The following is a 24745-nucleotide window of genomic DNA, read 5'->3' on the forward strand; positions in this document are numbered from 1 at the left end:
CAAGTTGGCAGGGATTTTTCATTGAAATACCGTTAGTCGATAGGAATAAAACACACCCACCGGATGCTTTCCGCTCCAGTTTTTCATTGAAATACCGTTAGTCGATAGGTTGTCATACAACTACATTGACGATCCTCCCGGGGACTACAATGACTTTTTTCGGACTCTTGCCTTCGAGCCAACGGGCTGCTTCGGGAGCAGTAAGGGCTGCTTGCTCTACATCTTTTTTGCTCATATCAGCCGGCAGTTCGATATTGAAACGAACCTTGCCATTGAAGCTCACCGGATAGCGTACACAGCTCTCCACCAGATACTCTTCATTGTATTCGGGCCATGTTGCAGTTACGATACTGCCTTCTACTCCCAGTTCCTGCCATAGCCACTCGGTGATATGCGGTGCAAAAGGAGAGAGCACTGTCAGCAATGGACATAGTATGGCACGAGAAGTGGTTTTGGCTGCTGTCAGCTCATTCACACAAATCATGAAGGCTGGTATCGAAGTGTTGAAAGAAAAAGATTCAATATCCTGTCCTACCTTTTTGATGAGCTTGTGCAGGCTCTTCAGCTCCTCTTTTGTCGGTGCTGTATCGGTGACGCGTATACCATCTGCATTGTAGTACAACGCCCAGAACTTTTTCAAAAAGCGATGTACACCATCGATACCATTCGTATCCCAAGGCTTGCTCTGCTCCAGCGGTCCGAGGAACATTTCGTAGAGTCGCAGGGTATCGGCTCCATAACGAGCAATAATATCATCGGGATTGACGACGTTGAACATCGATTTGCTCATCTTCTCGATAGCCCATCCACAGATATACTTGCCATCTTCAAGGATGAACTCTGCCGAAGCGTACTCCGGACGCCATGCACGGAAGCGGTCTATGTCGAGCTGATCGTTCGATACGATATTGACATCTACATGGAGTGGAGTCACCTCATATTGCTCGCGCAGTCCATAGCTGACGAATGTATTGGTATTCTTGATTCGATAGACGAAGTTGGAGCGTCCTTGGATCATTCCCTGATTCACCAGCTTGCGGAAAGGTTCGGCTTCGCATACGATACCGAGGTCGAAGAGAAATTTGTTCCAAAAGCGGCTATAAATCAGGTGTCCTGTGGCGTGCTCCGTACCACCGATGTATAGATCAACGTGACGCCAATATTCATTCGCCGATCGGCTGACGAGTGCAGTATCGTTTTGTGGATCCATATATCGCAGATAGTAAGCACTGCTACCGGCAAATCCGGGCATTGTGCTCAATTCGTATGGATAACCTTCGGCTGTATGCCAGCCGGTAGCTCTTCCAAGGGGCGGTTCACCGCTTTCCGTAGGGAGGAATTTATCTACCTCCGGCAATCGGAGCGGCAGTCGATCTTCATCCAGCGCGTGAGGCATACCCTCCTTGTAGTAGATGGGGAAAGGTTCCCCCCAATAACGCTGACGACTGAAAATAGCATCGCGCAGGCGGTAGTTTACTTTCACGCAACCTAAGTGTTTTTCTCTGATATACTCCTTGGTTTGGGCTATGGCATCTTCTACGGAGAGACCATTCAGAAAATCGGAATTGACCATTATACCGCTCTTACTGTCTTTGGCATCCTCCCATGTGGCAGGATCGGTAGCCGTTTCGCCCTCGGGTACCACGACTTGGACGATGGGGAGATCGAAATGGCGTGCAAAGGCAAAGTCGCGCGTATCATGAGCCGGCACAGCCATAATAGCACCTGTGCCATATCCTGCCAATACGTAGTCGCTGATCCAAATAGGAATTTCCTTACCGGTGAGAGGATTGATGGCATAACTGCCGGAGAAAACTCCTGAGACTCGTTTGTCGGATATTCGTTCACGTTCTGTCCGTCGCTTTGTTTCTGTCAGATAAGTCTCCACTGCAGCGCGCTGCTCCTCTGTCGTTACCTCTTCAACCAATTCACTCTCAGGAGCCAACACCATAAACGTGACACCGAATATCGTGTCGGCTCTGGTAGTAAAAATCGTAAATGTGCAATCCTTACCGGCCAGACGAAACTCCATTTCGGCTCCTTCGGATCGTCCGATCCAGTTGCGCTGTGTCTCTTTCAACGATTCAGTCCAATCCAGTGTTTCAAGGTCGTGCAGCAAACGCTCGGCATAGGCCGATACGCGCAGGCACCACTGGCGCATCTTCTTTTGCTCCACGGGGTGTCCTCCACGCTCGCTCACTCCGTCCTTGACTTCATCGTTAGCTAATACGGTACCGAGGGCCGGACACCAATTGACCATCGTGTCGCCCAAATAAGCCAGACGGTAATTCATGAGTATCTCTTGTTGTTCTTTTTCGCTCATGGCTGTCCACTCCTCCGCCGTGAAACGGACTCCTTCGCCGCATGCCACGTTGAGACCTTCATTACCTTGTCGGGCAAAAACTTCGATCAGCTCGCTTATCGGTCGTGCCTGTTGTGCTTGATTGCAGTAGTACGAGTCGAACATTTTCAGGAAAGCCCACTGTGTCCATTTATAATAATTCGGATCACAAGTGCGAATCTCGCGTTCCCAATCGTACGAAAAGCCGATTTTGTCCAGTTGCTCGCGATAGCGAGCTGTATTTTCTTCTGTCGTTTTTTCGGGGTGTTGGCCGGTTTGGATGGCATATTGTTCGGCAGGTAGGCCGAATGCATCATATCCCATCGGATGCAATACATTGAATCCACGCAAACGCTTATAGCGCGAAAAAATATCGGAAGCTATATAACCAAGTGGATGCCCTACATGCAGTCCCGCTCCGGAAGGATACGGAAACATGTCGAGCACGTAGAAAGGTTTTTTACTTGTGTCTTCCGCAACGCGGTAAACCTTGTCTTTGCGCCACTGTCCCTGCACACGCTTTTCTATTTCCTGAAAGTTATATTCCATAATCCCTGATTTGTTCGATATATTAACTACTGTTTCTTGCCACAATATTGAAAAAAGCAGTCAGCAAACACACTAACTGCTTTATTTTCAGTTTGAGTGGTAGACGAGATCAATATCCTCTTTTTAGGGCTGATGATAGTCGTCTCTACTTCTCGTTTTCCTATTTGCACAGAATTTGAGTACAAATATACCTTAAAAGGATACAAAAGGACAATAACTCATTTCAAAAAACAGAAAATCAGGCAGTCGGAACGAATCTAATGGCTTGATGATCAATGTGATCAGATTTATACAATGGGGGCGCGTCGCGTATTGGATGCCACATAGGGAGCCGTGATAAAATAGATTTAAGATAAAGGGAATAGCATATTGAGACCTTTGTCCGACAAGCAGGCACATTTTGTTCATTCTTCTGTTTGCTTGGCAGCTATACACCTGCTTGCTCTTTGATCTTCCAGTAGATACAAAGAATGAACTCACACGAGAGGATACTATGGTCTCCTATGAGAGGATACTATGGTCTCCTATGAGAGGATACTATGGTCTCACACGAGAGGATACTATGGTCTCACACGAGAGGATACTATGGTCTCATATGAGAGGATACTATGGTCTCACATGAGAGGATACTATGGTCTCATATGAGAGGATACTATGGTCTCCTATGAGAGGATACTATGGTCTCCTATGAGAGGATACTATGGTCTTACATGAGAGGATACTATGGTCTCCTATGAGAGGATACTATGGTCTCACATGAGAGGATACTATGGTCTCACATGAGAGGATACTATGGTCTCACATGAGAGGATACTATGGTCTCCTATGAGAGGATACTATGGTCTCACACGAGAGGATACTATGGTCTCCTATGAGAGGATACTATGGTCTCATACGAAAGGATACTATGGTCTCCTATGAGAGGATACTATGGTCTCATACGAGAGGATACTATGGTCTCACATGAGAGGATACTATGGTCTCGCATGAGAGGATACTATGGTCTATTGATGGAAGATGCTGTCTGCTCTGTGTCGGATGGCAGGTTCGGGGAGTGGGAGGTTCCGTGCGAGCTGTAAGACCGATAGATGTATATAGGAACAGTCTTTTGACGAGAGGGCAATCGAACCTTTTTCTCTTTCAGGCATAACCAATATGATCTATATAGGTCTGGCGTATTCGCTATTCCTCTTTTCTCCGAGTGGTCATTGAAGAGGATTGCCTGTCATCTTTCAAACGAGGAATATCAGCCCCCCTCACCCAATACGATGTCCACAAACCCATGTTTATTGCCTATTTGCATATAGAGACCTTCTCTTTTTTTCAGCCCAAATCGGTCATTCATAAAAAAGAAAATCAGGCAGCCGGAACGAATCTAACTGCCTGATTATCGGTGCGAGCGGTAGGCGAGGCTCGAACTCGTGACCCTCAGCTTGGGAAGCTGATGCTCTACCAACTGAGCTACTACCGCGATTGGAACGCGACAAAAGTAATCATTAGATACAATATCCGCAAGGAAATTTGCTGTGCGAGATTCTATCCCAGATAGGAGGCAACGCCTTCTGCACAACGCTCTCCGTCCATTGCTGCCGAGACGATGCCGCCTGCATAGCCTGCTCCTTCTCCACAGGGAAAAAGCCCTCGGAGCAGAGGGTGTTCGCAAGAGGTTGATTCGCGCAGGATACGTACGGGAGAAGATGTGCGGCTCTCCAATGCTATCAGCTGGGCTTCTGCAGTGAGGAATCCTTTCGTCTGTCTGTCGAAGAGTTGGAAAGCTTTCTGTATCCTCTTTGTAATAAAGGAAGGAAGCCATTCGTCCAAACGTGAGGGTGTGAGTCCCATGTTGTAGGATGATTTGGGTAGATCGACAGAGCTTCGGCCTGATAGGAAATCCGTCATTCGTTGAGCCGGTGCTCGCAGACTGCATCTTGCCTGTGTCCAACTCTCGCCTTCCAAGCGTTCTATCCAATTCATAAGAGCCAAGGGGTCATTCGTAGGAGTGGAAAGCACGTCTTCAGGATGAATCTCTACCACTAAGCCGGAGTTTGCCCATCGGGAACCTCTGTTGGCCGGTGACATGCCATTCACGACTGTCTGATCCGGTGCAGTGGATGCCGGTACGACGAAGCCCCCCGGACACATGCAGAAGCTATAGACACCGCGTCCCTCCACCTGAGCCGTATAGGTATATTCTGCCGGTGGCAGGTAGAGTCCGCGCCCCTTGGGGTTGTGGTAGCGCAGTTGGTCGATCAGAGCTTGCGGATGCTCCAGCCGGACACCGACAGCTGTTCCTTTTGCTTCCATTCGAATGCCGTTTCGGTGAAGATAGCGATAGATGTCGCGTGCGGAATGTCCCGTTGCCAGGATAACAGGACCGCAGTATTCACGCCCCTTGTTGTCTCTTGCTCCCACGACTTGACCGTTATGTATGATCAGGCTTTCCATTCGGCAACTGAAGTGAACTTCTCCTCCGGCTGCCAATATTTGGTGCCGAATGTTTTCTATCACTTTGGGTAGCCGATCGGTGCCGATATGTGGATGCGCATCGATCAGGATAGAAGGCTGTGCTCCGTGTTTGCAGAGAATACGTAGTATTTTGGTTATATCTCCGCGCTTCTTACTACGTGTATATAATTTACCGTCGGAAAAAGCTCCGGCACCGCCTTCGCCAAATCCGTAATTGGATTCGGGGTCTACGTGCCCCTCTTTGGGAATGCGGGCAATGTCTGCTTTTCTCTCGTGTACGGATTTGCCTCGCTCCAGAATAATAGGCCTCAGACCAAGCTCGATGAGCCGGAGTGCTGCGAAAAGACCTGCCGGACCTGCTCCTACTACAATGACAGCGGTTTTCCCTTCTACTGAAGGATAGATCAAATCTGAAAAATCATCTTCGACCGGAGATTCCGAACCACTATAGACTTCCAGACCCAAATTGACGTATACTTGTCGTTGTCGAGCGTCAATACTGCGACGTCTGATTATTATAGTATGTATGTCGGTCGGATCTGTTTTTGTCTGTCTTGCTACATGTTTGCGCAGTATTTGTTCGTCAGTAGCCTCTTCGGGGCGCACTCGCAGGTCTATACGCTGTGGCATGATGTTTGGTTTTTGGGGTGAAGACCGAGTGAAGCAGCTGCTTCGATCATAAAAACTCGGGCAGCTTCGTAGTCATTGGGGATAGCCCCGTCGAGTATGGCCTCTTTGATCGCCTCCTTGATGGTGCCTACGTGGCGCGATGGTTTTAGACCGAAGGTCTGCATAATCTCTTCGCCGGAGATCGGTGGTTGGAAGTTGCGAACGTGGTCTTTCTCCTCTATTTCTTTAAACTTATGACGTACCAAAGCATAGTTGTCTATATACTTGCGCACTTTGTCGGGATTCTTGCTTGTAATGTCAGCTTCGCATAACATCATCAGATCATCTATGTCATCACCGGCTTCGAAGAGTAGACGGCGAACGGCAGAATCCGTAACTCCTTCGTCCACCAGAGCTGCCGGACGCATGTGCAGATCTACGAGTTTTTGTACGTATTTGAGTTTGGCATCCAGCGGAAGTCGGAGTCGTTTGAAGAGAGAGGGTAGCATCTTGGCTCCGACAAAGTTGTGATTATGAAATGTCCACTGTCCGCCAACAAACTTTTTAGTGCGTGGTTTGCCTATGTCGTGTAGCAATGCTGCCCACCTGAGCCAAAGACTATCGCTGTGCCGAGCCAAGTTGTCTACTACCTTATAAGTATGAGTGAGATTGTCCTTATGCCCGATGCCATCACGCGTTTCTGCTCCTTTGAGGGCTAAGAGTTCGGGAAAAACATATTCCATCAGCCCCGTCTCTTCGAACAGAGAAAGACCGATAGAGGGACGAGGTGAGAGCATGATTTTATTCAGTTCTTCTATTACCCGTTCGGCCGATACGGCTTCTTTAATCCGGTGAGCATTCCGCTGTATGGCCTCGAAGTCGCGTGGCAGGATAGTAAAGCCCGGTAGTTGGGATGCAAAGCGGATGGCACGCATCATTCGAAGAGGGTCGTCACTGAAAGTAATATCCGGATCAAGGGGTGTGCAGAGGAGCATGTCATCCATGTCGCACAAGCCATCGAACATATCGACCAGATCACCGAAACGATCGCTATTGAGGCATACGGCAAGGGCGTTGATGGTGAAGTCGCGACGACGCAAATCATCTTCCAGCGTACCATCTTCGACTATCGGCTTACGACTATCGTGTCGGTAACTTTCCTTACGGGCACCCACAAATTCTATCTCCAGATCACCATGCTTTACTTGAGCGGTACCGAAATTGGCGAAAACGGATAGGTGAGCTTTTCGTCCCAGCTTCTTGGCTACAGCTTTCGCCAGGTCGATACCGCGCCCTACGGCTACTATATCGATATCTTTGGAAGGACGATTCAAGAATATATCTCGCACATATCCGCCCACGACATAGGTTTCCAGTCCCAACTGATCTGCCACTTCTGCGATAAGACGGAATATCGGGATGTCGATTTTACTAAGAATTAACTCTTTGTCTGTCATCTAAAAAATCAAGGAATGATTGGCCAACAAAGGTACACACAAAGAATCTGTTGTCCTAAATTGGTATTGGCGCAGGGCAATCGCATTTGAACTGTTAACACACTTATAACTCGGTTATCAAACAAGTACGAATTAATGGGGCCTTTGCACAATAAGCAGGCACTTTTGTTCATTCTTCTTATTGTGTGTCAGGCGACCATTTAGTACACGCCTTATTTCCACTAGTGGAAATCTTCTTCTCTTTAATGAGTGCCCCTTTGAGACGTCCAACGACGTTACCGGCAACAGCACTTGTGCTCCTCCAACCATCGCCTCGCTACCCGTGTATGCACTTTGTGTGCCACGCTGTGGCGTCTGATTCACATTACGTCCATACGAGCCGATACCACCTCCGGCTCCAATAATCCATTCGACTACCTTCGGCCCCGGGGCAGCCTGTCAGGGCGATCGCGTTTGAAAATTTTTAGTCTCTTTCCTCCATCTCCTTATTTTTCAAAGGTCTCGTTTTTTCGGTGCAGTCTTTCGGAGTACTCCGAATACTCTGAGAAAAAGATATTAGAGAGGAAAAAAGTCCGTGCAGTTTTTGCTGACTGCACGGACTTTTAGATTTGATTTCCTAAGAAAAGGGCAGAAAGAGTATCAACCTCCGGCGAGAGTTTCTTTTAGGATTTCGCCTACAGTCGGATGAGGGAATATGATTCGTTCGATTTGTCGATCCGTCATGCCGGTCTCGATGGCCATGGCAGCGGTTACGATGAGTTCGCCGGCCGGATTGCCAATGAGGTGTGCTCCGATCAAGCGGTTCTCTTCATCAAGTAGTAGTTTGCACTCTCCATTGCCTTGTTCGTTTTCGGCTACAAATCGACCGGAGAAAGCCATAGGAAGGCGACGAACAGTATAGGCACGTCCTGCTTTGCGAAGCGATTCTTCCGTCTCTCCCACACCGGCGACCTCGGGATTGGTGTACACCACACCTGGTACGGCACGGTAGCTCATCGTTTCGTCTGTTTTGCCCAAAATCTGATCTACTGCTACCTCTGCTTCCCGTACAGCCGTATGTGCCAAAAGCGAGAAGCCTGTAATATCACCTGCAGCATAGACATTGGGCAGGGAAGTTTGCATCCTCTCATTAGTCTTTACACCTTTGCCGGCAAGCTCCAATCCGAGCGACTCGAATCCTTGCAGCACGGGGCGACGTCCCACACTCATCAGGATACGTTCTCCTTCGATCTCTTTGGTTTCTCCTTCGTATTCTACCGTAACAGCTCCGTTGCGAACCGATGTTACTTTGTGCCCGAGGTAGAATTTGATTCCTTCTTTTTCATAGTGAGCGCGTAGCATAGCTGCATGTTCGGGATCGATACCGTTGAGTATTTCCGGCAGCATCTCCACCACGTGCACTTGCGTACCGATACCGTTGAAGAAAGAAGCGAACTCCATTCCGATCACTCCACCACCGATGATGACGAGAGAGGTCGGAATCTCTTTGTTCTGTAGAGCTTCACGGTTTGTCCAATACTCTGTCTGCTCCACTCCGGGGATGGGTGGAATAAACGTCTCCGAACCGGTACATAGTAGCAGGTTGGCAGCTTTGTACTGTGCTTCGCCCGCAGTAATGCCGATGATGCCGTCTGCATCGCATCCCATTACGGTAGCTTCTGCCGTCACCATCTCTACTCCGGCCTCTGTCAGGCGTGAACGGATGCCTGCAGTCAGCTTGCGAATGATTTTACCTTTTCTGGCAATCACCTTGCCGAGGTCAAGTCCGTCGGCCGTTCCACTTACTGCATATTTAGATGCCGTAGCAATTTGATGTAGCACTTTGGCCGAGTAGAGTAGCGTCTTGGTCGGTATACATCCTTCGTTGAGGCATACACCACCGAGAGCATTCTTCTCAATTAGGAGAGTTTTCAGGCCACCTTTGGCAGCACGTTCGGCAGCCGTATAACCGGCCGGCCCTCCACCGATGATAGCTAAGTCGTAGCGCATAGTTTTATAGATTATTGCGTTCGATATCCTTAAAGTAGTTGTACGTGCCCACTTTCAGCTCCACACAGGCAGCTTCGTCACAGACAATGATACTCTGACGATGGAGCTGCAAGGCTGTGATCGTCCACATTTGGCTGACTGCACCTTCCACAGCTTCACGAAGAGCACGGGCTTTAGTATGTCCGTTCACGAGGATCATTACTTCCCGTGCATCCATAATTGTTCCTACTCCTACGGTGAGAGCACGTTTCGGAACCTGATTCGTATCGTTGTCGAAAAAGCGACTGTTAGCCAGTACGGTATCTGTAGTTAGCGTCTTGATACGGGTGCGAGAGGTAAGAGAAGACCCTGGCTCATTGAATGCGATATGTCCGTCAGGCCCTATCCCGCCGATGAAAAGGTCTATGCCTCCGGCAGCTTCAATAGCTCTCTCGTATGCATCGCACTCGGCCGTCAGGTCAGGAGCATTGCCATTGAGAATGTGGATGTTCTGAGGCAGGATGTCGATATGGTCGAATAAATGCCGATGCATGAATGAATGATAGCTCTCCGGATGCTCTGTAGCAAGGCCTACGTATTCATCCATGTTGAAGGTGATTACGTGGCGAAAAGATATGCATCCTTCTTTGCATGCTTTCACCAACTCTCTGTACATTCCTATCGGCGAAGAACCTGTCGGTAGACCGAGTACAAACGGTTTTTCGGCCGTAGGAGCTGCTTTATGGATACGCTCGATGACGTAGTCGGCTGCCCATGTAGAGAGTTTGTCGTAATCCGGCTCTATGATTAATCTCATTGTAAGATTGGGTTAGTCCAGTAGTGGATATGATATATTACTGACGATCAGCTTTCAGGCGTTCGGCTATTTTATTGCCAAGCTCCCAACCCTTCTCGTACAGTTCGTCTGTGGTAGACATCTTTTGTTCCAAAGGTTCGCCTACCATTTCCCAACCCATTTCTTCTGCAAAAGGAACTATCTTTTTCACAGCCTGACCGGCCCATGTAAAGGAGCCGAATACGCTCAGATAGCGATCTTTTACCTCGCGAAGACGGATCATTTCCATGATATTCTTGATCGGTGAAAAGATCTCATTGCTGTATGTGGGGCTACCGATTATCACTGCCTTGTACTTAAAGATGTCGCGCAGGATGTTAGATGCCGGACTGAATGCTACATTGTGGCATACAACGTTGCGGATGCCTCCTGCAGCAATGCCCTGTGCGATCGTATCTGCCAATACTTCCGTATTGCCGTACATAGTGCCGTAGAGAATCACTGCACCTTCTTCGGCTTCGTAGCGGCTCATCCGATCGTAGAGGTCGAAGGCTTCAGAGAAGTGTGCCAGTGTCCAAACGGGGCCGTGCGTAGAGCATATATATTGAACAGGCAGATTGGCTTCCTTGAATTTGGTGAGTACTTTCTGTACAAAGCTGCCGTACTTGCCCACAATGCAAGCGTAGTAGCGGTACATCTCCTCCCAGCGGAAAGAGAGATCCATATCCTTGTCGAATATATGTCCGTCCAGTGTACCGAACGTACCGAAAGCATCGGCAGAGAACAAGACCTGTTGGGTTGGCATGTAGGTGAACATTACTTCCGGCCAGTGTACCATCGGAGCGAAAATGAAAGTAAGCTCATTTTTGCCGAGGGAGAGTTTGTCGCCTTCTTTTACCTCTAGAAGTCCTTCGGTAATGTGGTGGTAGCCTTCGAGCATCCCATGAGTCTTCTTGTTGCCGACGATTTGCATATTGGGATAGCGTTGGCGCAGCAGGCCTATCGAGCCACTATGGTCCGGCTCCATGTGATCGACGATAAGATAGTCGATAGGGCGTCCTTTGAGGACTGTATCCAACTTCTTGAAGAAAATCTCCGAATAGCAAACATCTACTGTGTCGATGAGGGCTACTTTTTCGTCCACGACAAGATACGAATTGTACGATACACCGTATGGCAACGGCCACATATTCTCGAAGAGACTTTTCGAGCGGTCATTCACGCCCACGTAGTAAACGGAGTCTGTTACTTGAGGAACTTGATACATCATATCCTTGGATATTTTTATAATTATTTGTTGTTATGATAATTTCTGCGTAATCGGATTCTTTACGGCACGGATGATAAGCCAAATGCCTGCAAGAACGAAAGGTATGCTGAGCAGCTGTCCCATATTCAGGCCGACTGATTCGATGAGCTTTAGCTCCCACGGCTCTTGAACGATCTTGATGCGTTCGATGATAAAGCGAGAGAGGAAGATACCTGTCAGGAAAACCCCCACGATCAGCCCGGAGTAGCGTCGGGCAGCATCGCGCTTCCAGTATAGCCACATACAGAGGGCAAAGACCGCCAAATAGCATAAGGCTTCGTATATCTGAGTAGGATGACATCCCATGTCCATGTTCGGTACCAAGTGACGATACTCTTCCGAACGAATAAAGCGGAAGCCCCAAGGTAATGTCGTCGGGCGGCCGAAAATCTCACTGTTGGTCAGATTGCCCAGACGGATCATGGCGGCCACGATACCTGTAGGCACAGCCAAACGATCTAATACCCATAGAATAGATTTGCGCGTCACCCTGCGTGAGTACAGCCAGCAGGCTATAATGATCCCGATGGTACCGCCGTGGCTTGCCAAGCCACCCTCCCAAGTGACAAATATCTTGGCCGGATTGGCCAAATAGTATGCCGGGTCATAGAATAGGACATGTCCCAAACGCGCTCCGACGATAGTACCTACAAAGACATAGACGGCCAGGGACTCGAACCATTTGGAATCCAGCTTCTCGTGTTCCCACATTTTTTTCTCTATCCAAGGGCCCAGAATGATCAGCCCCAATGCAAAGAGCAAACCGTACCAGACAATAGGGTGCCCGAAGAGGGTAAATAGAACCGGATCGAAATCCCATGTGATGAATGCAGGTAGTGTCATAATGTTCCGATTAACCGTTTAGTTGAGTAATCTTTTTCAACAAAGTTTTCCTATCCACTGCTCCCTGTCTCCGGGGAGAAGGTCTATGATGGGGATTTCCTGTAGGGTGTAAGCTCCGGGTTGTTGGCGCATGGCTGCTCGAGCTGCACAGACCAGTACTTGTCCGGTGAGAGCGGGGTTGTTTATCTCCATGTCGAATGACATTCGCTGGTTTTGTGTGGAGCCGCTTACACCCTTACGCACCATGTGGACGCCATGCCCCATATCGATGAGGGCATCCACATCATCTACCTGTATCACGTGGGTTTCGTCATGAACGAAATACTCGTCTGCTTTGATGGCAGCCGATACCTCCTCCAAGTTGTGTCCCGGAAGCAGTTCTACGTAAACCATGCGACGATGTACACCCGTTCCGAGAGGAATGGTCATAGAAAGTGCGGCCTTGACACCGTCTATGACTTTTACGGCTACGGTGTGCCCCATGCTCATGCCCGGACCGAAGTTCGTGTAGGTGATCCCTTTGGGTACGATAGCCTGCATCAGTGTGCGCACTACAGAGTCGCTGCCGGGATCCCAGCCCGAAGCGATGACGGCTGCCGCCCCACTTTTCCCGGCGGCGTCTCCCAACGATCGACGCAAGGCCAAAATACCGTCGTGGATGTCGAAACTGTCAGCAGTGCATATTCCCTTTTTCAATATCTCCAAGGCTGTTCGCTCTACTTCACGACTTGGTGAGCAAACCAAGGCCACATCGACCGATTCGAGTTGCTCGATGTCGGATACTACACGGAAAGGCCGGAGCTCGAAGGGAACCTCGTCCGGATTGCGGCGGACAATGCCGGCTATTTCAAAATCGGGAGCTTCTCTAAGCGCTTGCAAGGCATACCGACCGATATTGCCGTAGCCTACGATGGCTGCCCGAATCTTTTTGTCGTCTGTCATTTGTCAAATCTGGGGGATAGCTGTTTTGCCCCTGCTCTTATTTGAGTAGTTTGCCTTTCTCTCTGAGACTTTTGACCACAGCATCCAGCAACCCGTTTACGAACGTTCCGCTCTTGGGTGTACTGAACAGCTTGGAGAGGTCGATGTATTCATTGATCGTTACCAAGACCGGAATATTCGGGAAGTGGAGCAGCTCGGTGATAGCCAGTTGCATGATCAGCATATCCATGTCCGCTATGCGATCCACTTCCCAGTTGATCAGATTTTCACGGATGATATGGCGATATTCCTGTCCGTTGATGATGGCATTGCGCAGTAGGGTGGTGCCGAATACGGCATCGTCTTTCTCCTTGTATGCAGGAAGCAGGATAGCCGATGGATCGGTGTCTTGCTCGATCCGTCGGATTGTCTTGAGGACGAACTCCTTCACGATTTCGATAGGAGCATTTTCCTGTCGGATCGTTTGGTAGTTGCCATCGGCAACTGCTTGTCGTACCGACTGTTCCACCTCCTCTATGTCGGGAGCTTCTTCTGTCTCGATTTTCTCGATGAGTTGTATTTGATTGTCCCAGAAGATACTTTGCTCTTCCATCACTTCTGCCAGTTCTTCATCGGGGAGGATGATGTCGCGCATCAGTTCGTTCCAGAACAAGCGGTCGGCTTCGAAGTCATCGGTGGCATCGGATCTCATATAACGGGTGAAAATCTCGGACAAATGGATCTTTTTCAGCAGGCGTCGCAGAAAAGCTTCTTCGGAACGCCAATTCAGAGCATTCTGTTCGGCTCTTACCCACAAAGGCCTGCAGCTCTCGATCTTTTCGGCAAGCCGGTTGCGTACCATACGCAGATTGGGGTTTTTGTCCTTTTCGGTCGCTAAGTGCTTGTTCTTGTTGGCTTCGAGGGCTTCCGCATGCAGTCTTGTCAGCTCCGGAACCAAGAGGAGATAATATAGGTATAGGTCGTATGTCTGCTCCAGACTGTTGAGCAACTCTTTTTCGGCAGATTGTATATCAGCATCATCTCGATGGTAATACACATATGCTTGTTGCAAAACTCGGGATCGGACAAGTGCTCGATTGATCATTATTATAATCCTTGAAAAGTAATGTCCGGCAAAGGTAATCAGACGCACTCAAACGCACAACATATCGGCTTTCTGCTTGAAAAAGGCGATTGGATTCATTTCCGAAGCATGATATCGTATCTGATCGATCTAATGTTCGTGGCAGGGTAGGGATCCGGCATTTTCTCTTCTCCATTTCTAACTTTTATGAGACCATAGTATCCTCTCATATGAGACCATAGTATCCTCTCATGTAAGACCATAGTATCCTCTCATATGAGACCATAGTATCCTCTCATGTGAGACCATGTATCCTCTCATATGAGACCATAGTATCCTCTCATATGAGACCATAGTATCCTCTCATATGAGACCATAGTATCCTCTCATGTGAGACCATAGTATCCTCTCATGTGAGACCATAATATCCTCTCATATGAGACCATAGTATCCTCTCATGTGAGACCATAGTATCCTCTCATGTGAGACCATAGTATCCTCTCATATGAGACCATAGTATCCTCTCATGTGAGACCATAGTATCCTCTCATGCGAGACCATAGTATCCTATCCATATCGGTCATACTTTCTTCACGATATGGATTTCACTAATGAATATCCGAATACTATGGATACAACTATCTCAGAGATGGGAGGTGGCCTTCGCTGAAATGCGATACGAGGAGTGTGGGTAATGCCGTTAGGCTACTGCGTCAGATTGAAACGGAAGCTGACACCGAAATTGCTGTTCGTGATAGGGAAGGAGGCTGAGCTGACAAGCGGATGGTTCATATCCCAATCGTAATAAGCTCGCAGGGTAAGCATACGGCTGATGTCGTAGTCCGCACTGACGTTGATTTTGTGGCTGATATTGCCATTCGTGGCTTGTGTGTAAGCATCTTGGATCTTGCGAATCAGCGTCAGTGTGCGGCTGTAAGCATAGTCCACTCGGAGAGTCAGTGCCCCACCGGTACGCGGAGCCATGGTCTCGTTGTTCTTTTGCCCTCCTTTTGCCTTCCTCGTGGGTCTTGTCCGTTGCAGGCCGATGAGTTTGGCAAAATTCTCTGCCTTATAGCTCATCCCTACGGTTATCTGATCTTCATTCGACTCCACGAGCTGATAAGCCGATAGATTCAGATTCAGACGGCGAGTCTTTCTGTAATCCGTATTGATTCCCAATCCACTCATAAACGTAACTTCCACACCGAGCAGGGGAGCAAAACTGTCTTCAAGACGAACAAACGGAATGTCGAATGGCATGGATGCAACGGGAGTCAGCGTACTGGGGTCCGACGGGTCTTGGATAAAGCCCAGGTTGCTACCATCGGTCAAGCCCACCCAACCGAGGTAAGAGCTATAGCTATCTACGTTGTATATACCGCGGTAAGCATGGTTGATACGCACATTCCGGAAGTATTTCTTGAGCAGTTCGGTTTTGCTCAAGCCCGTGTAGCTGACATTCCAGTTGGGGAGAATGGAGGACAATGAGGGGAATGCCGACAGGCCGATTTTTCCCACCGACCTCTGAGTATAAGCACTGAGGAAAGCCGGAATAAGCACGTCGGCTGAGTTGAGAGAAACGGCACTGGTTTCCAGAGAAACCGGCTGGCCGGCCAGACTGCTTCCTTCCATGAATCCGGAAGAGGGATAAGTGGCTCCATGATATTGAGCCATAATACGCCCTGCGATTATCTCCCGATTGTGGAGGAACTGATTGAAGGCTTGCGAGGCATAGCCCGTCGCTCCGGACGAACTGCTGAACATGCCTTTCAGTCCGATGGTCGTCATCACGAAATTTCCTCCATAAGTACGTGGCATGCCGGCATAGACGTATTGGGTCTGCGTTTGTCGGGTATCGGTTCTGTTGGCTGTGAGGTTGATGCGCAGTTCGTGAATCGGTTCGAGCGTCATCTTGATCTCGAACGAATTGCTCTCCGAGTAGACAGAAGGTGATACGTTTTGCTGCCCACCGATAAGCCAACCTTTCTGCGCGGCTTTTTCCACGAAATCTTCTCCGGTAAGACCGAAAGCAAAGTCCCATCCCGGTGCCAAAACGCCATCCACGGAGCCTTGTCCGCCGGCAGCTTTGATGTTGGGCAAGAATCCGGGCAGATGCAAGCCGGAAGATTGCCGGTAGTTAAGGATGATGCTCTTGAGCATCATCAAGGCGTATACCATCCTTTCGCCTATCGCACCGAATGCAGGAGTGGAACCGTTCTGCCTCGGGGGAGTTACCGTTACATTGATCTCTATGCTGTCATTATTCAAAATGACGATTGTATTCTTGTCCTTGATTTTTGTCTTCAGCGGATACATCTTGCCATCCGGGCCGAGAGCGGACACTCTCACTTTCTTGGATGCAAAAGTGTGCGTCAGCGTTACCGTGGAATCGGGGAGCAACCGGATTTTCTTGGTCAATGGCTGGGCTGCTTTTTTTACAGGATCCTTTTTCTCCGGATTCGTGATGTGCTGCTCTATTCTCTTGAGGAAAGCAGATTTGCGATACAGCGATGTCAGATTGAGTTGCAGGGGAAGTTCCAGTGTCATCTGATTGCGAATCGTATTCCCAATGATTTGTTCGGTAGTCGTTTTCGCTCCACGATCCCAATTATACACGGCATTATAAGTCAATGAACCATTCACCCAATTCAGTGCGGATATTTGGGCAGTCGGCAACGTATACGACACATTGAACGTTTGGTCGTATGCAATAGGAGTTCCCAATTCGGCAATACTGCGGCGGACGGAGTCGCGCCATATCTTATACTCATCGGGAGCGAGTTTTTTGTTCACTTGTACATGCGGCTCTTCAATACGGGCATTGGTGCCACTACGGAAGTTGATCCTCAGACTATTGATCGGATTCCAATTGACAGCCAGAGCGCGATCCCAAACGAAATTCTGCATGAACGTCACGGGTAGCTTCTCGGCCTGATCTACTCCATAAGCAAAGTTGCGTACCTGTTCCTCCGAATAAGAACGCTGCATATTGGTCTGGAAGGTGATCTTCGATGGGAGCGGATTGATAGCTAAACCTTTCAGATAGGCTCCGGCCTTTTTGATTTTGGCAAACGGCTTGATCGGTTTGAGCAGAGGCGAATAATCATATACCATACCGGCACTCCACTTCAAATCCGTATTGTATTCCATGTCGGGATTGTGTCGTTCGCTTTTGTTGTAAGAATAATTGAATGAGAAGTTGGAAGGATCGTAAGGCATCGGGTGTTTGCTCTTGACATTGACTCTGATATTGTTCAAAGCCAAACTGTGCGTCGTCATACGATTCTCGCTCAGTCTGCTGAGAGAGTCGCGAGAACTTTTGTCGGGCAGAGCATCCAGAGCATCTTTCAGGAGAATGTCCTGATCAAAGGGATTGTATTGGGGAGATACTTTCTCATCCGATACCGAGTAATAGAAAGGTATGCTGATCTGAGCTTTTTCGGGGAAGAACTTGCCAAGCTCCAAATTGGTGGAGAAGTTGAGTGTACGCGTATCTTCTATGGCTCGCTGTGTGAGAGACTCGTCCAAAGCACCGAATCCTGCGGTTATCATCTGTCCGCGCATATTCACCGATCCCAAATCGCTAAGCTGCATATTGATGGTGGTATTGGCAGCCCATCCGCCTTTCTCATCGTAGTCCGTGAGCCTGAGCTCATTGACCCATATCTCGGCACTTCTGATGTCAGTACTGTTATTACGAATACCTATCATGATAGTCTTGACTTCACTCAGGGTCGGATTTCCCATAACGCTGACAGTATTACCTGTGTTTTCGGGGTCGGGTTCGGAGAAAAGGCGATAGAAGTCGGCAGCAGGATTGCCTGCTGCTTTCTCCCTGTTGCGTTTCGTCTTAATATCAGTAAGGGCAGACAGTTTGAAGTCGAACATATTTTCTTTCGGCCAAACGGTTTCTCTATCGCTCTCGCTATTGGTCGAATAAGTACCGAAAGGAGTCAGGCGCAACGGTATGGAGTATTCGTAATAATTGTTCCGGTAGTCCGTCCCCAAGCGGATGAAGACGGATAGATCTCCATTCCCTGTATGCGTGCCGTCTTCATCCTGAAGGCGTTCGGCATGCGTAAACATCTGCAAACGCTTATAACGTCTCAGGTCGTAGCCCGTGTTCTTATATACAGCCCGTGCATCGCCCGGTGCCAGTGTCCGGACTTTCAGGCTCATGGACTGTTCGTTTTGCTGAGTACTCTGTGCTTGCTGGGGATCGAGTGAACGCAATACGCCCGGAGGAAGCACATAGTTTACAGGCTTGCGGTCGCCGTTTTCCTCTATGTTTACGGTACTTACTTCCAGTTTTGCATTCGAAATGGGTGTAAGGTTGGCCGGATGGAGTTCACGTTCGTACTGTCGCCAATCGCCACGCACCAATTTGAAAGTCCCGAATCGTAAAATAACCTCTTCAGAAAAGTTCGTCAGGTAGACACGCATGAATCGGATGGTCTTGAAGTCCGTAATGCCTCCTATCTTTCTCTCGAACTCCCGCACGGGGACTTTGAACTGATACCAGGTTATCGTTTCCTTTTTACCGTTGCGCAACTCTACCTCTTTGGTGCGAGAATCGACAATATAGTTTTGCCCCACAACCATTTTAGAGGGATGCAGCTCCACACGGTACTGGAAATACTTCTCTATCTCGTTGAGCGTATTGTCCTGATTGATGTCTTCCACATCCGGCACCAAACGGCTGGACACGTTGTATCCGGTAATGTTGTTAGTGGCTTCGGCCGAGTTGCCTTCCACTCCGTTATACTGCTTATAACGATCGAGAATAGACTTCCGTGCCTCATCGTAATCTGCCCCTCTATAGTGGTGGAAGTTATCCCCTCCCGGATCGTTGATCGGACTGAAAGGATCTGTACTCCATTGGTTCAAAACATCCGGCGATACGATCGAGGCCAAGCGGGATATGTACTCTGTATATGTAGGGAAGTCTTTTTCCTCTGCCGTCGTAAGTCCGTTAAAGCCGACGTCCTGTTTCGGTCGTGCTCCGGCAGTATTATCGAAAGCGTAACCTGTACCCTGACGTTTGGGCACCTTGCCCCATACCGTGGTCTCTATGGCAGCAGGATCATCGTTGATGGGCATACCGTTTTCGAAAAACTTCTTTTCGTCTTTCAGAACTTCTTCGGAGATTTCTCCCAAATTGATATACATCGATCCCCCTTTGGCAGTTTCTTTGTTGTAGATGAAAGGATCGAGAAGCCAAAACTCTACGTACTCGATATTGGATGCTTCGAAGTCGCTCTGATCTATCTTGCGCATAATACCGCCCCAGTTGGATTGAGGGTTGGCCAAATGACCGTCCGACTGCATATCCACCGTATTGAGGTTGTATGGGCCACGCTCAGACGGATAATAGGACATCAGCAGCGTGTGCAGATAGCTGTTCATATTGTACGTCTGATCGCGATACGGGAAAAGCTCGGAGGTCTTCACTTCGCGGACATAATGGTTGGAGAGCTGTTCGAGGTCATTCTTCAAGTGGGCGGGCATACCTGCGGAATTCTCTCTTGTGAATATCGGATCAATGTAGAACCACGATAGTTTGGCTCTATGCTTGCCATAGTCGATATCGTTCGTCAATGATGCTTCCGGGAAAAGCACCGGCCCTGCTCCATCTTGAAAAGGTGTACTGGAAAGCATCCACGAATATGGATTCATCAGATCAATATAGCTCTGAGAGCTTTCGAAGTCGTCCAAGTAGCTATTGCCTTGGGCGTATTTGCTCTGATAATGTCCGGGGATCAAGTGAGCAAATTCGGCGTTTACCGTGATTTCACTGGGTTTCGTCAGTTCGACGAAAGGCAAAAGATCGAGTGCATTCGTCAGCCATTGGGCTTGAGTACGGTAGTTCAGATTAAGTCCCCAAAGCGTATTCTTGAGCGACTCGTCTCCGATTACGGATTTGGTCGTCAGCGGCATTTCGCTCAGGTGCATGAAGGTGCCGCCGAGGGTGAAGTCTTTGGAAAAGTTGTAGTTCAGATCTATACCGAACATCGTTTTGCGCTGCATATTCATCAGCCCTCGGTTCTCGAGCGACACATTGATGGGAGTTCCCGAAGAGAGAATCGCTTCATTGATGATCGATACGTTGCCGGAGAGGTAGTCTACCGTATAATCCACATTCTCCGTCAGCTTGACACCGCCGGCCGTCACTACGACGGATCCGGGTGTTACGTTGATAGCTCCCAAAGAAATGTCTCCGCCCGAAGAAGCTTTGTATTCGCCTCGAAAGATAAATTTGTTCTTCTCTGCCACTTGCTGTGCAGCCACTGCCGTTGTATCGTATAGCTCTTGGAAGCAGTACTTTTTCGCCAATACAGGATCGCCAAACGCATCGGCAAGGGTCTTTCCGAACGGCTCCACGGTAGGGAGGATCACAACTCCTTTCTGAGGGAGGATCGTATAGCCATCGACAAAGTCGTACGTACCATCAGGGTAAGGCTCTTGTTTGGCATCCAGTCTGTCCATGCCCAACACGCGCAGAAGCAACTGTCCCTTAATCTTGCCTTCACTGATATATGGTTGGTAGACGCCTGCACTATCACTCTGATAGAAAACATTCAGTTTGAACTTTTCCTTCTGCACATTATAGACGCCTCCTCCCAACTGATAAGCGTTTTTCATCATAAAGTGCCAATACGGAGAAGTCGAACTCATCGCCGTCCCTTTGAGCAGCTTCACGTAGAGGTTCTCCGTGGAGTTGTCCGGCCGGTCTGTCGAAAACTCTCCGACCTGATAAACCTGCCCGTTGTATGTGTATTCGAATGCTATTCCCAGTACCTCATCGGCAGACAGGCGCATATTCAAGCTGATATAGCCGAGAATGCTATTGACTGTGTAGTCTGCCGGGTTCAATAGGCGAGCACTCTCCACTTTTTCATAGTCTCTGCCGCCTTGCATGATTCCGCTTAGTTCTTGCGTTACCTGATCGATAAAGCGCAAATTCGGCATCGATACAAGCAGAGGATAGAGCGAATTGGCCTGATTGGCCGGCAAACCATTAGTGGCCATAGAGGGAGAAACGGAAGGCAAAGCGATCTTTTCCGGCTCTCCCAAATCGGTAAAGGCTACGATATTGCGAGTCTGAGTATTGTCGAAATTGCCTTTTTTATTGGTTACCCATACTTCCACACGATTGATTTTGACACCTGAGCTGATAAAGGGCAGTGTCTTCATGGCACCATCGTAACGATCACGGAAGTAATGGCCGAAGAAGAAGTGCCGACTCTCATCGTATTGTCCTGCCGATAATTCGAATGGGGTAGTCTGCGCACCGCCTTTGGTATTGACTCTCTTGGTCTCTGCCTCTTGCTGACTGACCACCATGTCCACGTCCAATTTGTCGAACTGCATCTTCGTGTGTATTCCGAATAAGCTCGCTCCGCCTCGAATCAGAGTGTTGCGCGTATTCATGGATACATTGCCGGCTTCGATCAGTTTGATTATATCATCTTCCTCTCCTTCGAAAGCCAACTTCAGCTTCTTTGCATCGAAATCGAACGTGCTCTCCGTATTATAGTTCATCCCGAAATTGAGCTTCGTACCTACTGATGCCTGCACGTTGGTTTGGATCTTTTCGCTGAAGTCGAAATAGGAATGCTTACGTGCATTTTCGGGCAGAGAGGGGTTATTTGTAGCATTGCTCTTAGCCCCCATGGCCACCTCAGCCGATCCTTGAGTACGGAGTTTGACCCCACCGGGACCGAAGAGCTTCTCGGCCGGACCGAGATCGAAAGACATTTCCAAAGGATTGAACCGCTTCTTACCCTCCTGCTGAGCTTCAAGTCGTTCTTTTTCCATGAAGTAACGGCGGATGGAATCGCGCTGCATATAGCGTAGGTATTCTTCGGGTGTGAAGGGTATAGGACTGCCCAGAGGTTTATCCCCAAGCTTGGTCACAAGCAGATAAGTATTGGTCTTCTCGTCGTAAATAAATTCGGTGCGGATGTTATCCGGAGTCTTCAGATCGAGTGGATAGTTGCCATCCAGATAACGGTAGTCTTTAGCTTGGGTCTTCTTGACGGGGAAACGAGTCGTATCGGCCGGAGTGGGAGTTGTATAGTGATTGTTGATGGCAGTCCGGGCAGGTACGGAGCCACTCGCCGGACGCCATGTGACCAAAACAAGGCCGGCGATTATGGGCAGTAGAGCTGCAAGTAGCCGAATGGGTTTGTTTTTCTTTTCCATTATCAAGACACCCGTGATCCTTCTTTGTTTGAGAAAAGGTTATAACATTCGTAATGCTCGCTTGATAATATCTTCGACAGCTAAGGACGAATCCTCGGAGAGAATGGACTTGACTGCTTTGCGTATAGCCGGATCGGCAAAGCCAAGCATCTTTAGAGCACTGATGGCTTCTTCTCCCGAAGCTATGGTATTCAGAGCAGCATCTCCTACAGCCGTCCGTGCAGACAAGATCTCGTCTGAGGAGGTTTCCAGTTGTATCTTACCTTTCAGATCCACGATGATACGCTGAGCGGTCTTCAGGCCGATGCCCTTCACTGCTTTCAGCGCATCGGCCTGCCCTGTGGTAATGAGTGCGGCCAGCTCTTGAGGAGCATAGGAGGATAGGATGAGCCGTGCCGTCGTAGGCCCGACACCGCTGACAGATGTGAGTTGGCCGAAGAGCGTACGCTCTTCTTTCGTGGAAAAGCCATACAATAAATGGGCATCTTCTCGGATCAGTTGTGTAATCCAAATAAGTCCCTCTTTCTTCCCCTGATAGGCAGAATAAGTGGTGAGCGAGACATTCACATCATAACCCACTCCCGCACACTCGATCACGAGGTTTGTCGGCGTCAAACCGACTATTGCACCCTTGAGATACTCTATCATTGCATGCTACACAAACTTAAGGGCTTTATGTATGCCTTCTTGGATCACTCGGCGAAACATCCCACAAAGCCTTCGGTCAAATTACTTTTACATGACTTTTCTCCAAAAGCCACCATAGTGTTGTTTATTACTATAGGAAACTAACGCAAAAGTAGGGAAAATGTTGTATCAAGTCCGTTTGTAACAGGGCAATCGCATTTCAGTCACTAACGTACATCTAAAGCTCATGATTGCTACATTCAATTATCAAAACAAGTGCGAATTCATATGTCAGAGATTCAAGATTCAAATTATGAGACCTTTGAAAAATAAGGAGATGGAGGGAAGAGGAGTTCTTGGCATAAAAGGAGCGAGTGAAAGGGGTGGCAGTAAGGAGTGAAAGTAGTTGTAAATCCCCCCCCTTGCGGAGCTACTTGCACGAGCTCCTCAAGGGTGGTTATGCCTTATCCTACGGATGAGGACATAATTATCCCCGGGGTTCTGTATAAATTAAAGGCGATGCTTTCAAGAATGTTTTGAGTATGGGTCTTGGCAAGTCCCCGGTATCGACATCGTCCGCCATGAAACCACCGGCGAATACTGCCAAAGGTGCGTTCGATGGTGCTCCGTATCGGACCGATTGCTTTGTTTCGTTGCTTCTCTTCCTCGGTCAATGCCCTGTTGCGTTGTGCCTTGTGCATAATGCCGTCTTGAAGGTGATGGGTTTGCAGGTAGGAACGATTTTCCCCGCAAGCATATCCTTTGTCCGCCAAGACGGCTGTGCCTTGAGGTATGTTTGCACCCTGCAATAGCGGAATAAACTCCTTCGTGTCACTGCGGTTCGCTGCAGTCGTTATCACCTTTTGAACAATGCCTTGAACATTGGCCGGACAATGCTTTTTGTATCCGTAGTGATAACGCTTTTGTTTGTACACCCAACGGGCTTCTTCATCCGTCCCTTTACGCCGGCGGACAACCTGTTTTTGATAATCCTCCTCTGCCTCTTTTTCCGCCTCGCTCCGATTGTCTTCTCTGTCGTCTGCGACTTCAATCGTAATGCTTCCGTTGGGTTTATGCGGCGTCTCCACAAGGCTTGCATCCACAAGCACCCCTTCCCTGACCGAAATGTGATGGCGGGAAAGTTGTTTGTTAAACTGCGCCAATAGTTTGTCCATGAGACCCAACTCTGTCAGTGCCGAACGAAATCGACTGATGGTGCTGTGGTCGGGAGATACCTCTTCCATCTTCAGTCCCAAGAATCGGGAAAAGGTGATTGAATCATTGATGCGCTCCTCCAGAGCACAATCACTGAGGTTGTACCATGTCTCCAAAAGCAACATCTTGAATAAGAGAATCACGTCATAAGCCGGGGCGCCGATGGCATTTTGTCGCTTCGTGTATTTCTTGTTGATCAGCGTCCTGATCGGACGCCAATCGATAAGCGTGTCAACCTGATTGAGGAAGTCGTTTTGTGCTTTGCGATAACGCTTTGAAAGGAGTGCGTCTGCAAATGTTACATGCTCATCGGTATTCTTGGATTGGTATGCCATGGGAGGAATATTATGCTGTT

13 protein-coding genes and 1 tRNA gene are annotated in these 24745 nt (G+C 48.7%); all 14 read right to left on the reverse strand.

Annotated elements, in window-relative coordinates; genetic code table 11:
* Nucleotides 1-112: 112 nt before the first annotated feature.
* On the reverse strand, nucleotides 113-2890 hold the full coding sequence (gene leuS / locus PGN_RS03915; RefSeq protein ID WP_012457800.1) for a leucine--tRNA ligase: 2778 nt from the start codon (nucleotides 2888-2890) through the stop codon (nucleotides 113-115).
* A gap of 1398 nt (nucleotides 2891-4288) precedes the next feature.
* Nucleotides 4289-4361: transfer RNA gene (locus PGN_RS03925), tRNA-Gly, on the reverse strand.
* Nucleotides 4362-4426: 65 nt separating this feature from the next.
* Nucleotides 4427-5986, reverse strand: coding sequence for an NAD(P)/FAD-dependent oxidoreductase (locus PGN_RS03930; protein ID WP_012457804.1), 1560 nt, complete (start codon nucleotides 5984-5986; stop codon nucleotides 4427-4429).
* A complete protein-coding gene (locus tag PGN_RS03935) occupies nucleotides 5971-7422 on the reverse strand; it encodes a CCA tRNA nucleotidyltransferase (protein WP_004585338.1) in 1452 nt (483 codons plus the stop codon). Before PGN_RS03935 ends, PGN_RS03930 begins: the two co-directional genes overlap by 16 nt.
* Nucleotides 7423-7554: 132 nt before the next feature.
* Nucleotides 7555-7785: a hypothetical protein gene (locus tag PGN_RS10350; protein WP_012457805.1), complete on the reverse strand. Its 231-nt coding sequence runs from the start codon at nucleotides 7783-7785 to the stop codon at nucleotides 7555-7557.
* A gap of 276 nt (nucleotides 7786-8061) precedes the next feature.
* Nucleotides 8062-9411 (reverse strand): dihydrolipoyl dehydrogenase, encoded by a 1350-nt coding sequence (lpdA, locus tag PGN_RS03940; protein WP_012457806.1) that lies wholly within the window; start codon nucleotides 9409-9411, stop codon nucleotides 8062-8064.
* 4 nt (nucleotides 9412-9415) lie between these two features.
* Nucleotides 9416-10207, reverse strand: a complete 792-nt coding sequence (gene nagB / locus PGN_RS03945) for a glucosamine-6-phosphate deaminase (RefSeq protein ID WP_012457807.1) — start codon at nucleotides 10205-10207, stop codon at nucleotides 9416-9418.
* A 37-nt stretch (nucleotides 10208-10244) separates the two neighbouring features.
* Complete coding sequence (locus tag PGN_RS03950; RefSeq protein WP_039417254.1) at nucleotides 10245-11453, reverse strand: FprA family A-type flavoprotein; 1209 nt, start codon at nucleotides 11451-11453, stop codon at nucleotides 10245-10247.
* A gap of 33 nt (nucleotides 11454-11486) precedes the next feature.
* Complete coding sequence (gene lgt / locus PGN_RS03955; protein ID WP_004585342.1) at nucleotides 11487-12338, reverse strand: prolipoprotein diacylglyceryl transferase; 852 nt, start codon at nucleotides 12336-12338, stop codon at nucleotides 11487-11489.
* 36 nt (nucleotides 12339-12374) lie between these two features.
* Nucleotides 12375-13280: a diaminopimelate dehydrogenase gene (locus tag PGN_RS03960; protein ID WP_012457809.1), complete on the reverse strand. Its 906-nt coding sequence runs from the start codon at nucleotides 13278-13280 to the stop codon at nucleotides 12375-12377.
* Between the two features lie 37 nt (nucleotides 13281-13317).
* Nucleotides 13318-14316, reverse strand: a complete 999-nt coding sequence (gene nusB, locus PGN_RS03965; RefSeq protein WP_230847061.1) for a transcription antitermination factor NusB — start codon at nucleotides 14314-14316, stop codon at nucleotides 13318-13320.
* 732 nt (nucleotides 14317-15048) lie between these two features.
* Nucleotides 15049-22548, reverse strand: coding sequence for a cell surface protein SprA (gene sprA, locus PGN_RS03970; protein ID WP_012457811.1), 7500 nt, complete (start codon nucleotides 22546-22548; stop codon nucleotides 15049-15051).
* Between the two features lie 39 nt (nucleotides 22549-22587).
* Nucleotides 22588-23196: a Holliday junction branch migration protein RuvA gene (gene ruvA, locus PGN_RS03975; protein ID WP_012457812.1), complete on the reverse strand. Its 609-nt coding sequence runs from the start codon at nucleotides 23194-23196 to the stop codon at nucleotides 22588-22590.
* 443 nt (nucleotides 23197-23639) lie between these two features.
* Entirely contained in the window at nucleotides 23640-24725 is a 1086-nt protein-coding gene (locus PGN_RS03980) for an IS5 family transposase (RefSeq protein WP_012457813.1), read from the reverse strand.
* Between the last annotated feature and the right edge of the window lie 20 nt (nucleotides 24726-24745).

It is taken from the genome of Porphyromonas gingivalis ATCC 33277 (genome assembly GCF_000010505.1).
Classification (GTDB): Bacteria; Bacteroidota; Bacteroidia; order Bacteroidales; family Porphyromonadaceae; genus Porphyromonas; species Porphyromonas gingivalis.

Excerpts from the sequence above, each read along its gene's own strand:
- leuS (WP_012457800.1), bottom strand. The coding sequence starts at position 2,890 with ATGGAATATAACTTTCAGGAAATAGAAAAGCGTGTGCAGGGACAGTGG.
- PGN_RS03930 (WP_012457804.1), bottom strand. The coding sequence starts at position 5,986 with ATGCCACAGCGTATAGACCTGCGAGTGCGCCCCGAAGAGGCTACTGAC.
- PGN_RS03935 (WP_004585338.1), bottom strand. The coding sequence starts at position 7,422 with ATGACAGACAAAGAGTTAATTCTTAGTAAAATCGACATCCCGATATTC.
- lpdA (WP_012457806.1), bottom strand. The coding sequence starts at position 9,411 with ATGCGCTACGACTTAGCTATCATCGGTGGAGGGCCGGCCGGTTATACG.
- nagB (WP_012457807.1), bottom strand. The coding sequence starts at position 10,207 with ATGAGATTAATCATAGAGCCGGATTACGACAAACTCTCTACATGGGCA.
- PGN_RS03950 (WP_039417254.1), bottom strand. The coding sequence starts at position 11,453 with ATGTATCAAGTTCCTCAAGTAACAGACTCCGTTTACTACGTGGGCGTG.
- lgt (WP_004585342.1), bottom strand. The coding sequence starts at position 12,338 with ATGACACTACCTGCATTCATCACATGGGATTTCGATCCGGTTCTATTT.
- PGN_RS03960 (WP_012457809.1), bottom strand. The coding sequence starts at position 13,280 with ATGACAGACGACAAAAAGATTCGGGCAGCCATCGTAGGCTACGGCAAT.
- sprA (WP_012457811.1), bottom strand. The coding sequence starts at position 22,548 with ATGGAAAAGAAAAACAAACCCATTCGGCTACTTGCAGCTCTACTGCCC.
- ruvA (WP_012457812.1), bottom strand. The coding sequence starts at position 23,196 with ATGATAGAGTATCTCAAGGGTGCAATAGTCGGTTTGACGCCGACAAAC.
- PGN_RS03980 (WP_012457813.1), bottom strand. The coding sequence starts at position 24,725 with ATGGCATACCAATCCAAGAATACCGATGAGCATGTAACATTTGCAGAC.